Genomic DNA, 12413 nt, shown 5'->3' with positions numbered 1-12413 from the left:
CCGTTGCTTCCCTGCTCCCCTGCTCCTCTGCGGCCCGATCCGCTGGACCGGCGCTAGCGCGGAGGTGTCTGACCCCCGCTGAGCGAGGTCAGGCCGAGCAGCAGGACCTGGGTGAAGCTGTGGACCCAGTCCTCGTCGGCCGGTTCCGCGCTGACCAGGGTGCGGTGGACGACCGCGCCCGCGACCACGTCGAAGATCAGGTCGGCGGTGCGGGCGGCTTCCAAGGGGTCGGATTCCGGGGGTAGTTCGCCGCGGGCCTGGGCGCGGGCCCGGCCCTCCACGACCAGGCACTTCTGCCGGTCGACGATCGACTCGCGGATGCGTTCGCGCAGGGCCTCGTCGCGGACGGACTCCGCGACCACCGCCATCAGTCCGCTCTTGGCCTCCGGGCGGGCCAGGATCGCCGCGAACTGGAGGACGACGCCCTCGATGTCGGCGGCCAGGGTGCCGCGGTCGGGGAGCTCCAGCTCGTCGAAGAGCTCGGCGACGGCGTCTACGACGAGTTCGTTCTTGCCGGCCCAGCGACGGTAGAGGGTCGTTTTCGCAACCCCGGCGCGCGTCGCCACGTCTCCCAACGTGAGCTTGGACCAGCCGAGTTCGACCAGCGCCTCCCGGGTGGCCGCGAGGATCGCGGTGTCCGCGGTGGCGCTGCGGGGGCGTCCCGCGGCGCGTGGGACGGGAGTGCGGCTCTGCATCCCTTGACCATAACCGGCGGTTCCTGTGGTGCAGTGAGGGAGATCACCGGGTATCCCTTTCCGCGAGGCACCCGGCACCATTACGCTACGACTCGTAGCGAAACCACGGGTGTGGGGTGGGGACCCGACGCCGAACAGCACTTACCGGACCGGCTTTCACAACGCTTTTCATTCACACGCGCGGACGGGGGAGGATAGACGCATGCAGCCACGGAACATGTCCATGAGCGGAGTCGTCGACCTCGCCGCGGTGAAGGCGGCCCAGGAGGCCAAGGCCAAGGCGGAGCAGGCGCGCGCCGAGTCCGCCAGGCAGGGCGGTGGCGGAGCCGTCTCGCCGGCCGACCTTGTGATCGACGTAGATGAGGCGGGCTTCGAGAGCGAGGTCCTCCAGCGGTCCACCGAGGTCCCGGTCGTCATCGACTTCTGGGCCGAGTGGTGCGAGCCGTGCAAGCAGCTGAGCCCGGTCCTGGAGCGGCTCGCCCTCGACTACAACGGGCGCTTCGTCCTCGCGAAGATCGACGTAGACGCCAATCAGATGCTGATGCAGCAGTTCGGGGTGCAGGGCATCCCGGCCGTCTTCGCGGTGGTCGCCGGGCAGGCGCTGCCGCTCTTCCAGGGGGCCGCCGCCGAACCGCAGATCCGCCAGACCCTCGACCAGCTGATCCAGGTCGCCGAGCAGCGCTTCGGCCTCACCGGGCTGGACGTCGACCCGGACGCCGTACCGGGGGAGCGGCCCGAGGCCCCGGCCGAGGTGCCGGCCGGACCCTACGACGGCCTGCTGGAAGCTGCCGTACAGGCCCTGGACGCGGGGGACTTCGGCGGGGCCGTGCAGGCCTACAAGAACGTGCTGAGCGACGACCCGGCCAACTCGGAGGCCAGGCTCGGGCTCGCGCAGGCCGAGTTGTTGCAGCGGGTGTCGGTGCTCGACCCGCAGCAGGTGCGTACGGAGGCGGCCCAGAAGCCGGGTGACGTGCCGGCCCAGATCGCCGCCGCCGACCTGGACCTGGTGGGCGGTCATGTCGAGGACGCCTTCGGCCGGTTGATCGACACCGTGCGGCGCACGGTGGGTGACGACCGGGACACCGTACGGGTGCGGCTGCTGGAGCTGTTCGAGGTCGTCGGGGCCGACGACCCGAGGGTGACGGCGGCCCGGCGGGCACTGGCGCGGGCGCTGTTCTGAGCGGGGTCCGAGGCCGGTTCTGACCAGTCGGTAAACCTCGGGAACGGTGTTGCCGGTGTGAAAGATTTGCCGACGGAGTGTCACTGCGACCGCGCTTTACCAAATCTTGGTAATCGCGGTCGCTGTTACTTGGAGTAAGCCGAGGTCGTTGTTCTGTCGGATTCCGTCCGAAGATCGACGGTTTTGTCCTGGCCCATGAAGACACCCAGCGTCGTCGGCCGATACCGGCGGGTCGTTGTTCGGTTATCCGGTCGTTACTACCGAGTAACGAAGCCCCTTGTGCGGGCGGCGAGAATGCACCACGATCGGCGACGCTCGGTCCGTTTCCGTACCCCCGACAGCCGGTCGGGGCGACGGGTCTCCTGGGTCCCCACCGAGTAGAGCCGGAAACTATGGAGTCGGCTCTTGGGCAGGGGGGTCTTCGCCGCACGGCGGAGCCTGTCCAGCAAGGTTGTGCGTGATGTGCGTCAGGCGCGACCAGTGGTTGTCGCTCGGGGGTGATCGCCGGTGATCGGTGCGCGGGTTCGCGCCTCCGGGTACAGGCGCTCCCCTTCCCGAGGACGTAGCACTTCTCCCATCCCTGCCCGGCTGAGCCGCCATCTGGGGGCAGTCAGGGCCAGGAGATGTACGTCCGAGAAGGAGGAAATATGGAGTCCCAGGTGCGTGGCGGGACGAGATGGAAGCGCTTCGCTGTGGTCATGGTGCCCAGCGTCGCCGCTACGGCGTGTATAGGTGTCGCCCTCGCGCAGGGTGCTCTTGCCGCGTCGTTCAGTGTTTCCGGCCAGTCGTTCAAGGTGACGGCCGACCAGCTCGACGGCACGGGCTTCACGCAGTACGGAGCCCTGGACTCGGGCTACAACCTCGACGGCAGCAAGACGGCTCACCCCGTCGCCGTCTCGGCGTTCAAGTCCGCCTCGATCACCAACATGTGCCAGTCGGTGGTCACCCCGAACATCCCGATCTTCGGATCGGTCAGCCTGGTGCTGAAGGCCGGCGGCGACGGTACGCCGGTCGAGGCCGAGAACCTGTACATCGACGTCCAGGACCTCAGCGCCGATGCGGTGTTCCACAACATCGACATCGGTGTGGCCGCCGGAAACGCGACCAAGGGTCCGGGCATGAAGGGCGGCAGCGAGGCTGCCAACCCGTACGGATTCGCCCAGCAGGCCGAGTCGGCCACGCTGACCAACGTGAAGCAGACGGCGTGGGCCACCACTGCCGGAACCTTCAAGCTCAGCGGGCTGAAGATGTCGGTGTCGACGGGCACCCACGAGTGCTACTAGGCACGTGACGGCGGGCGGGGGAGCCGGTGGCGCCCCCGCCCGTCCATCTTCCGACCGCACCTTCACACAAGGTGCAACTCTCCACCACAGCAACGCCGTACCAGGGAGCTGTTTTCCATGAGCGCCGAGACTCCTGCCGCACCCGGTCAGTTCACCCGCCGGAGGCTGCAGTTCCGCGCCTGGCGTGGCACGAGGCCGTTCTGGGCCGGTCTGTTCGTCATGTTCGGCGGACTCCCGATCGCCTACTTCCCGTACGCGCATCTCCAGATCGGGCATCTGACGCTGGCGATGGCCACCACCGCGGGCGCCGGGTCCCTGATCATCGGCGTGCTGCTCGTCGTCCTGGGCTTCAGCCTCTGGTTCCAGAAGCACGTGCGCACCTTCGCGGGTGTCGCGGCGATTCTGCTGGCGCTGGTGTCCATCCCCGTGTCCAACCTCGGCGGCTTCCTCATCGGCTTCCTCTTCGCCATGGTCGGCGGAGCACTGGCCGTGTCGTGGGCGCCGGGCGCACCGCCGCAGCCGCAGGCGGTACAGGACGACACGCAGGGAGAGGGCGGCGCGCCCGCAGCCGCACCGTACGAGGCCGCGCCCCACGAGTCGGCGGCGTACTACGAAGCCGCGCCTCAGGAGTCGGCGCCCGCCGAGTCCGCGCCGCAGGAGTCCGCCGACGAAGCGGACGAGCCCAAGGATCTGTCAGGAACGAGCCCGGTGAGCAACGGGGCGAACGGGAGGCACAGTGCCGGCTGACGAGGTGACCCACGGGACTGACGTGGACGCGTCCCGTGTGAGAACCGGGCCGCGGCACGCGGCGCCCAAGAAGCCGCTGTTCACCAGGCTCCACATGCCCGCCGGCAAGGCGATAGCCACGGTGGCGATGCCGACCGCCGTCATCATGGGGATGGGCTTCACGTCGTCCCTGGCACTCGCCGACAACGGCTCGACGACCTCGCCGACGTCGAAGAGCCTGACCGCCGACGAGTACAAGGACTGCGTCTCGGCCCTCGCCGAGTCGACGTCCAGCGCCTCGGCCACGCCGTCCGCGTCCGCGAGCGAGTCCTCGGACTCCTCCAAGGACGACGCGACACCGTCGGCCACGGCGACGGACTCCGCCACGAAGGACTCGGGCAAGACCTCTTCGTCGGATTCAGGTTCCGACGACACGGCCACGCCCACGCCGTCCGCCACGGCGAGCAAGTCGGCCGACACGAGCGGTTCGTCGGGCAGCACCGCCACCGCGACGCCCTCCGCGTCCGCGAGCAGCGAAAGCCTGCTGGACACCATCGGCGACGCGATCACCGGCATCCTCACCGGCGGTTCGTCGAGCTCGGACTCCACGGCGAGCGCCACGCCGACGCCGACCGCGTCCGCGTCCGCCTCGGCGAGCTCCGACGCCGGCTCCTCCAGCGCGTCCGACACCGTCAAGGAGACCACCAAGAAGGTCACCGACACGGTCGACGACACCGTGAAGGACACCACCGACACGGCGACCAAGGCGGCCGACGAGGCCACCAAGGCGGCCGAGGACACGGCCACCGCGACGGCCACCCCGTCCGCGAGCGCGAGCGCCGACACCTCGGACTGCCCGGTCGCCACGGACGACACCAGCGGTGTCGACAACAAGATCCTGGTGCCCGACGACCCCTGGTACCTGAACGCCAGCTCGCTGCTGCTCAAGGGCGCCGACTACCAGGGCGTCGTCGAGGTGAAGACCGCCAGCGGCAAGGTCAAGAAGGTCCTGAAGTACGTCATCTCCGGCGGCACCGACATCGGCGACCTGCACCAGACGGTGGACGACAAGCAGTCCGGCAAGACCTACCACGTGCAGGCGGCCAAGGGCTCGACGTCCACGATCCGCGACGGCGACACGGTGATGTACACGGAGTCCATCTCGGGCAACCTGTTCGGTCTGATCCCGATCACGTTCGACCCGGACAACCCGCCCCCGCTGAACATCCCGCTGATCTACTTCACCAACGTGAAGGTGGTCCAGGCGGGCCAGTTCGGCGGCACGCTGACCGTCCCGGGACTGCACAACTACATCGACTGAGCGTCCCCACAAGCCCGTTCGGGAGCCGCGCACGAACTGAGGGCGCCCCCTGTCGCAGGGGGCGCCCTCAGCGCCGTACAAGAGCCTTCAGCGGTACGTCAGTTGCCCTCGCCGCCGCCGAGGTGGTGGACGCGGAGCATGTTCGTCGTGCCCGCGACACCGGGGGGCGAGCCGGCGGTGATGATGACGGTCTCGCCCGGGTTGAAGCGGTTGATCTTGGCGATCTCGCCGTCGACCATGTCGACCATCTCGTCGGTGGTGTTGACGAACGGCACCACGTGCGACTCCACGCCCCAGCTGAGCGCCAGCTGGTTGCGGGTGCCCTCGTCGGTGGTGAAGGCGATGATCGGCTGGGCGGCGCGGTAGCGGGACAGCCGGCGGGCGGTGTCACCGGACTGTGTGAACGCCACCAGGGCCCGGCCGCCGAGGAAGTCGGCGATCTCGCACGCGGCACGCGCGATCGAACCACCCTGCGTACGCGGCTTCTTGCCCGGCACGAGCGGCTGGAGGCCCTTGCTGAGCAGCTCCTCCTCGGCCGCCTGGACGATCTTCGACATCGTCTGCACGGTCTCGATCGGGTAGGCGCCCACCGAGGACTCGGCGGAGAGCATGACCGCGTCCGCGCCGTCCAGGATCGCGTTGGCCACGTCGGAGGCCTCGGCGCGCGTGGGGCGGGAGTTGGTGATCATCGACTCCATCATCTGGGTCGCCACGATCACCGGCTTGGCGTTGCGCCGGCACAGCTCCACCAGGCGCTTCTGCACCATCGGGACCTTCTCCAGCGGGTACTCCACGGCGAGGTCGCCACGGGCCACCATCACCGCGTCGAAGGCCGCGACCACGGCCTCCATGTTGGCGACCGCCTGCGGCTTCTCCACCTTGGCGATGACGGGGACCCGGCGGCCCTCCTCGTCCATCACCTTGTGGACGTCGTACACGTCGCTCGCGTCGCGCACGAAGGACAGGGCGACCATGTCGCAGCCCATCCGCAGCGCGAACCGCAGGTCCTCGACGTCCTTCTCGGACAGCGCGGGCACGTTCACGGCCGCGCCGGGCAGGTTGATGCCCTTGTGGTCGGAGATGACGCCGCCCTCGATGACGATCGACTTCACCCGCGGGCCCTCGACGCTCAGCACCTTCAGCTCGACGTTGCCGTCGTTGATCAGGATCTGGTCGCCGCGGGAGACGTCACCGGGCAGGCCCTTGTACGTCGTACCGCAGATGGTCTTGTCGCCCGGGACGTCGTCGGTGGTGATGGTGAACTCGTCACCGCGCACCAGCTCGACGGGACCCTCGGCGAAGGTCTCCAGGCGGATCTTCGGGCCCTGGAGGTCGGCCAGGACGCCGATGGCGCGGCCCGTCTCCTTGGCCGCGGCACGGACCCGGTCGTACCGGCCCTGGTGCTCGGCGTGGGTGCCGTGGCTGAAATTGAAGCGGGCCACATTCATGCCGGCCTCGATCAGCGACACCAACTGCTCGTGGGAGTCGACCGCGGGGCCGAGAGTACAGACGATTTTCGAACGGCGCATGGGACGATCCTATCGGTTTGTTTCGCTGCGGAATATTCCGTCTGGCGGAAGATACAAATGGGCGGGCATGCGCTCAGGCGTTGGAATTTCCGACCAGTGCATACGTCTGCGTGGCGATCTCCAATTCCTCGTCCGTCGGCACCACCGCGACCGCGACCCGCGACGACGCCGGCGAGATCAGCCGCGGCCCGTCGCTCCGTACGGCGTTCAGCGCGCCGTCCACCTCCAGCCCCAGCAGCTCCAGGCCCGCCACCGCGGCCTCCCGCACCGCGCCCGCGTTCTCCCCGACCCCCGCCGTGAAGGCGACCGCGTCGACCCGGCCGAGTACCGCGCAGTAGGCACCGATGTACTTCTTCAAACGGTGAATGTAGATGTCGAAGGCGAGTTCCGCCCGTTCGTCGCCCTCGTCGATCCGGCGCCGGATCTCGCGCATGTCGTTGTCCCCGCACAACCCGATCAGACCGCTCTTCTTGTTGAGAAGAGTGTCGATCTCATCGGTGGACATTTCGCCAACACGCATCAAATGGAAGATGACGGCCGGATCCAGGTCTCCCGACCGGGTCCCCATCACCAGCCCCTCCAGCGGGGTCAGCCCCATGGAGGTCTCCACGCACCGCCCCTTTTCCACGGCCGAGGCGGACGCCCCGTTCCCGAGGTGCAGCACGATCACGTTGACGTCCTCGGGCGCCTTGCCCAGCAGCTTCGCCGTCGCCCGCGACACATACGCGTGCGAGGTCCCGTGGAACCCGTACCGCCGGATCCGGTACGCGTCGGCGGTCGCCGTGTCGATCGCGTACCGCGCGGCCGACTCCGGCATCGTCGTGTGGAACGCGGTGTCGAACACGGCCACCTGCGGCAGATCCGGCCGCAGCGCCTGCGCGGTCCGGATCCCGACCAGGTTCGCCGGATTGTGCAGCGGGGCGACGGGGATCAACCGCTCGATCTCGGCGAGCACGGCGCCGTCGATGACCGTGGGCGCGGTGAAGGTCTGCCCGCCGTGCACGACCCGGTGCCCGATGGCCGCGAGTTCGGGAGAGTCCAACCCGAGCCCGTCCGCGTCGAGTTGCTCCGCCACGGCCTTCAGAGCGGCCTCGTGATCGGCGATCGGCGCGATCAACTCCCGTACGGCGCCGGTCGTGACGCAGGTGTGCTTGAGCCGGGAGGTCTCCTCGCCGATGCGCTCGACGAGCCCCAGGGCCAGCCGCTCGCCGCCCCGCATGTCGAGCAGCTGGTACTTCACCGACGAGGAGCCGGAGTTGAGGACGAGGACGCGGGTCGCGGTCACTGCTGGGAGGCCTTCTCGTTCGGGGACTTCGGGTTCTGGGCCTGGATCGCCGTGATGGCCACGGTGTTCACGATGTCGGAGACGAGAGCGCCCCGGGACAGGTCGTTGACCGGCTTGCGCAGCCCCTGGAGCACCGGCCCGACGGCGATCGCGCCGGCCGAACGCTGCACGGCCTTGTAGGTGTTGTTGCCGGTGTTGAGGTCGGGGAAGATCAACACGCTTGCGCGGCCCGCGACTTCGGACTCCGGCATCTTGGTGGCGGCGACGCTGGGCTCGACGGCGGCGTCGTACTGGATGGGCCCCTCGATCCGCAGATCGGCCCGCCGCAGCCGGACCAGCTCCGTTGCCTCGCGCACCTTGTCGACGTCGGCGCCCGAGCCGGACGTACCGGTGGAGTACGACAGCATCGCGATCCGCGCGGCGACCCCGAACTGCTCGGCGGTGGCGGCGGATTGGATGGCGATGTCGGCCAACTGCTCCGCGTTCGGATCCGGGTTGACCGCGCAGTCGCCGTACACCAGCACCTTGTCGGCGAGGCACATGAAGAAGACGGACGAGACGATGCCGGCGTCCGGCTTCGTCTTGATGATCTCGAAGGCGGGGCGGATGGTGGCGGCCGTGGAGTGGACGGCGCCCGAGACCATGCCGTCGGCGAGGCCCGCCTGCACCATCAGCGTCCCGAAGTAGTTCACGTCGGCGACGACGTCGTAGGCCAGCTCGACGGTCACGCCCTTGTGGGCGCGGAGTTCGGCGTACTTCTCGGCGAAGCGGTCGCGGAGTTCGGAGGTCTGCGGGTCGATCAGCTGGGCGGCGCTGAGGTCGATGCCGAGGTCGGCGGCCTTCTTGCGGATCTGGTCCTCGGGGCCGAGCAGGGTCAGCTCGCAGACGCCCCGGCGCAGCAGCACCTCGGCGGCGTGCAGGACGCGGGGCTCGGTGCCCTCGGGGAGGACGATGCGGCGCTTGTCGGAGCGGGCCCGCTCCAGGAGCGTGTGCTCGAACATCATCGGGGTGAGGCGGTCGCTGCTCGGTGCCGAGACCCGCCTGAGCAGGTCGCCGGTGTCGACGTACCGCTCGAAGAGACCGAGCGCGGTCTCCGCCTTGCGCGGGGTGGCCGCGTTCAACTTCCCCTCCAGGGCGAAGAGTTCGCCGGCGGTGGGGAAGGAGTTCCCGGCCACCGAGACCACCGGGGTGCCCGGGGCGAGGCGGGCGGCGAGGGTGAGGATCCCGTCGCTCGGCACCTCGTTCAGGGTGAGCAGGACACCGGCTATCGGCGGGGTGCCGGCGCTGTGCGCGGCCAGCGCCCCGATGACGAGGTCGGCGCGGTCGCCGGGGGTGACGACCAGCGCGCCCGGGGTCAGCGCCTTGAGGAAGTTGGGCAGCATCGCCCCGCCGAACACGAAGTCCAGCGCGTCCCGCGCGAGCCCCGAGTCGTCCCCGAGCAGCACCCGGCCGCCGAGGGCGTGGGTGATCTGCGCGACGGTCGGCGCGGAGAGCGCGGGCTCGTCCGGTACGACGTAACAGGGCACCGGGAGCCGGGTGGTGAGGCGCTGGGCGATCTCCTCCCGGTCCTCGCGGGCGACCCGGTTGGTGACCATGGCGAGGACGTCGCAGCCGAGGCCGTCGTAGGCGCGGTACGCGTTGCGGGTCTCCGCGAGCACGGACTCCGAGGTCTGCTTGCGGCCGCCGACGACGGGGATCACGGACGCGCCGAACTCGTTCGCGAGCCGGGCGTTGAGGGCCAGCTCGTCCGGGAACTGGGTGTCCGCGAAGTCGGTGCCGAGGACCAGGACGACGTCGTAGTCGCGGGCGACCAGATGGAACCGCTCGACGAGCGTCGACACCAGCTCGTCCGTGCCCTGCTCGGCCTGGAGGGCGGACGCCTCGTGGTAGTCCATGCCGTAGACGGTCGCCGGGTCCTGGGAGAGCCGGTAGCGGGCGCGCAGCAGCTCGAACAATCGATCGGGATCGTCGTGGACGAGGGGACGGAACACCCCCACCCGGTCGACCTGGCGGGTCAGGAGCTCCATGACCCCCAGCTCGACGACCTGACGGCCGTCGCCGCGGTCGATCCCGGTCACGTACACGCTGCGGGTCACGCGTGCTACCTCGCTTCGTTTCGGTGGTCGTTTCGGTGGTCGTTTCGATGGTCATAAAAATCGCCCACCGGGGTGAGCGGAAGCCTCTTGACAATACCTCTGGGGGTAGTTAAGGCGCCCGCCGGTCGGACGGGAGCGGCATCGCCCTGGGGGACGTGAAACAATCGGATCCGGCTCACCGGTACCGACAGCGAGCAGGAGACACAGCACGATGCGCATCGGAGTTCTCACCGCAGGCGGCGACTGCCCCGGCCTGAACGCAGTGATCCGATCGGTCGTGCACCGGGCGGTCGATCACTACGACGACGAGGTGATCGGCTTCGAGGACGGCTACGCGGGCCTGCTGGAGAGCCGCTACCGCACCCTCGACCTGAACGCGGTCAGCGGCATCCTCGCCCGCGGCGGCACCATCCTCGGCTCCTCCCGGCTGGAGCGCGACCGGCTGCGCGAGGCCTGTGAACGGGCCGAGGACATGGTCGAGGCCTTCGGCATCGACGCGCTGATCCCGATCGGCGGCGAGGGCACGCTCACGGCGGCGCACATGCTGTCCGAAGCCGGGCTGCCGGTGGTGGGCGTCCCCAAGACGATCGACAACGACATCTCGGCCACGGACCGCACCTTCGGTTTCGACACGGCGGTGGGGGTCGCGACCGAGGCGATGGACCGCCTCAAGACGACCGCCGAGTCCCACCAGCGGGTGATGGTCGTCGAAGTCATGGGCCGGCACGCGGGCTGGATCGCGCTGGAGTCCGGGATGGCGGCGGGCGCCCACGGCATCTGCCTGCCCGAGCGGCCCTTCGACCCCGCCGACCTGGTCAAGATGGTCGAGGAGCGCTTCGCCCGCGGCAAGCGGTTCGCCGTCGTCTGCGTCGCCGAGGGCGCGCACCCCGCCGAGGGCTCCATGGACTACGGCAAGGGCGAGATCGACGCGTTCGGCCACGAGCGCTTCCAGGGCATCGGCACGGCACTGGCGTACGAACTGGAGCGCCGCCTCGGCAAGGAGGCCAAGCCGGTCATCCTCGGCCACATCCAGCGCGGCGGCGTACCGACCGCGTACGACCGGGTCCTCGCGACGCGCTTCGGCTGGCACGCGGTGGAGGCCGCGCACCGGGGCGAGTTCGGCCGCATGACGGCGCTGCGCGGCACGGACGTGGTGATGGTGCCGCTGGCGGAGGCGGTCACGGAGCTGAAGACGGTACCGAAGGACCGGATGGACGAGGCGGAGTCGGTCTTCTAGCCGGGCCTTCTATCCATCCGGTCCTTCGGTCGGTTCACCTGGCGCAGTAGGCGTACGCCGTCAGCGTCCAAGTGCTGCCGATCCCCGAGACGGCGGCCACTTCGGCCGCGGTCGGGGCGTCGTTCGTGGTCGGCTTGAAGGAGATCACGTGGGTGCCGGGCGCGCTGCTGAAGCCGTTGACGCCGGTGACTCCGTAGCCGCTCGGGCAGGTGACGGACACGTGCTGGGGGCCTGTGCCGGTCACCGAGCCGGTGGCGACCACGAGGTCGGACAGGTTGTCGACGGGCGAGAAGTTCACCGTCGCGCACACCACGGACGAGAAGAGCTGGTACTGGCCGGTGAACCCGTCCGCGTCCTCCTTGGCGATCACGGTGGAGCTCGTGGCGAATCCGGTGGTGGTCGGAATCAGGCCCAGGTCCACTTCACCGTTGGTGGACGCGGTGACGCCCTGGACGAGACCGCCTGACCCGGTCACGGCCTTTCCCGCCGGACACGGGGAGGTCAGCGAGCCGACCGCGTTCGAGGTCGGGTTCCCGTTGACCCCTGGCGGGATCTCCCAGCCGGGCGGCTGGGGTGCGCAGAGCACGAACGCCGACACCGCCCACTGCTCGGTGGGGTGGGTCTGGTCCTCGATCGCGGTGACCAGATAACTGTCCTGACCCGCGTTGACGAACGGGCGCGCCTCGACGATGACGACGTGGTTGCTGCCGGAGACCTGGGCGCCGCCGCCGACAACCCGCAGGCCGTCCTGGCAGAACGCCTGCGCCTGCTTGTTCTCCGAGCTGAAGACGGGCGGGGTGCTGAAGCCCTTTACGGACTTCAGCGGAATCGTGGCCGCCGACGCCGGTGCGACGCCGATCGCGTTCAGGGCCAGGACCGCCACGACGATTCCGATCAGCGTGGCGAATCGCCCTCTCAAGTGCCGTAACACATATCCCCCTTGGTTGCTGCGGTTGAGTAAGAGGGATGGTGGCCGGAGCGGCCGCGGGGCGACGTGAGTACCGCCTACCCATTTGTCACCGGACGCTCGCGCATGTCGGCGGCCCGGGGCGAGCGCGGGG

10 protein-coding genes are annotated in these 12413 nt (G+C 69.4%); 5 read left to right on the top strand and 5 right to left on the bottom strand.

Features of this window, described 5'->3' with window-relative positions:
- Positions 1–53: 53 nt before the first annotated feature.
- Positions 54–695, bottom strand: a complete 642-nt coding sequence (locus ACQHII_RS16020) for a TetR/AcrR family transcriptional regulator (protein ID WP_427919954.1) — start codon at positions 693–695, stop codon at positions 54–56.
- 202 nt (positions 696–897) lie between these two features.
- Here ACQHII_RS16020 and ACQHII_RS16015 point away from each other — a divergent pair, with 202 nt between their 5' ends.
- The 4 genes from ACQHII_RS16015 to ACQHII_RS16000 all read left to right on the top strand — a co-directional run bounded on the left by ACQHII_RS16015 (position 898) and on the right by ACQHII_RS16000 (position 5205).
- On the top strand, positions 898–1875 hold the full coding sequence (locus ACQHII_RS16015; RefSeq protein WP_427919952.1) for a tetratricopeptide repeat protein: 978 nt from the start codon (positions 898–900) through the stop codon (positions 1873–1875).
- Between the two features lie 647 nt (positions 1876–2522).
- The gene (locus ACQHII_RS16010; RefSeq protein ID WP_427919951.1) at positions 2523–3158 is read left to right on the top strand and encodes a DUF6230 family protein; all 636 of its coding nucleotides are present in this window, start codon (positions 2523–2525) and stop codon (positions 3156–3158) included.
- A gap of 117 nt (positions 3159–3275) precedes the next feature.
- Positions 3276–3905 carry a DUF6114 domain-containing protein gene (locus ACQHII_RS16005; protein ID WP_427919950.1) on the top strand — a complete coding sequence of 210 codons (630 nt, stop codon included), beginning with the start codon at positions 3276–3278 and terminating at the stop codon, positions 3903–3905.
- Entirely contained in the window at positions 3895–5205 is a 1311-nt protein-coding gene (locus tag ACQHII_RS16000) for a hypothetical protein (protein WP_427919949.1), read from the top strand. Before ACQHII_RS16005 ends, ACQHII_RS16000 begins: the two co-directional genes overlap by 11 nt.
- 98 nt (positions 5206–5303) lie before the next feature.
- On the opposite strand, the gene pyk is transcribed toward ACQHII_RS16000, so the two are convergent.
- From pyk to pta, 3 genes are all read right to left on the bottom strand, one after another.
- Positions 5304–6734: a pyruvate kinase gene (gene pyk, locus ACQHII_RS15995; RefSeq protein ID WP_427919948.1), complete on the bottom strand. Its 1431-nt coding sequence runs from the start codon at positions 6732–6734 to the stop codon at positions 5304–5306.
- Positions 6735–6807: 73 nt separating this feature from the next.
- The gene (locus tag ACQHII_RS15990) at positions 6808–8019 is read right to left on the bottom strand and encodes an acetate kinase (RefSeq protein WP_427919947.1); all 1212 of its coding nucleotides are present in this window, start codon (positions 8017–8019) and stop codon (positions 6808–6810) included.
- Complete coding sequence (gene pta, locus ACQHII_RS15985) at positions 8016–10115, bottom strand: phosphate acetyltransferase (protein WP_427919946.1); 2100 nt, start codon at positions 10113–10115, stop codon at positions 8016–8018. Before pta ends, ACQHII_RS15990 begins: the two co-directional genes overlap by 4 nt.
- Before the next feature lie 211 nt (positions 10116–10326).
- On the opposite strand from pta, the gene ACQHII_RS15980 reads away from it, so the two are divergent.
- Entirely contained in the window at positions 10327–11352 is a 1026-nt protein-coding gene (locus ACQHII_RS15980; RefSeq protein WP_427919945.1) for an ATP-dependent 6-phosphofructokinase, read from the top strand.
- Between the two features lie 34 nt (positions 11353–11386).
- Here the strand turns inward: ACQHII_RS15980 and ACQHII_RS15975 are convergent, their stop codons facing one another.
- Complete coding sequence (locus tag ACQHII_RS15975; protein ID WP_427919944.1) at positions 11387–12271, bottom strand: hypothetical protein; 885 nt, start codon at positions 12269–12271, stop codon at positions 11387–11389.
- Between the last annotated feature and the right edge of the window lie 142 nt (positions 12272–12413).

Origin of the sequence: Streptomyces sp. cg40 (genome assembly GCF_050320165.1) — a bacterium.
Taxonomy (GTDB): Bacteria; Actinomycetota; Actinomycetes; order Streptomycetales; family Streptomycetaceae; genus Streptomyces; species Streptomyces hokutonensis.
The sequence above is the reverse complement of the archived record's forward strand: the minus strand, read 5'-3'. Positions and strand labels throughout refer to the sequence as shown.

Coding starts and splice junctions, on each gene's coding strand:
- ACQHII_RS16015 (WP_427919952.1), top strand. CDS start 898: ATGCAGCCACGGAACATGTCCATGAGCGGAGTCGTCGACCTCGCCGCG.
- pyk (WP_427919948.1), bottom strand. CDS start 6,734: ATGCGCCGTTCGAAAATCGTCTGTACTCTCGGCCCCGCGGTCGACTCC.
- ACQHII_RS15980 (WP_427919945.1), top strand. CDS start 10,327: ATGCGCATCGGAGTTCTCACCGCAGGCGGCGACTGCCCCGGCCTGAAC.
- ACQHII_RS16005 (WP_427919950.1), top strand. CDS start 3,276: ATGAGCGCCGAGACTCCTGCCGCACCCGGTCAGTTCACCCGCCGGAGG.
- ACQHII_RS16010 (WP_427919951.1), top strand. CDS start 2,523: ATGGAGTCCCAGGTGCGTGGCGGGACGAGATGGAAGCGCTTCGCTGTG.
- ACQHII_RS16020 (WP_427919954.1), bottom strand. CDS start 695: ATGCAGAGCCGCACTCCCGTCCCACGCGCCGCGGGACGCCCCCGCAGC.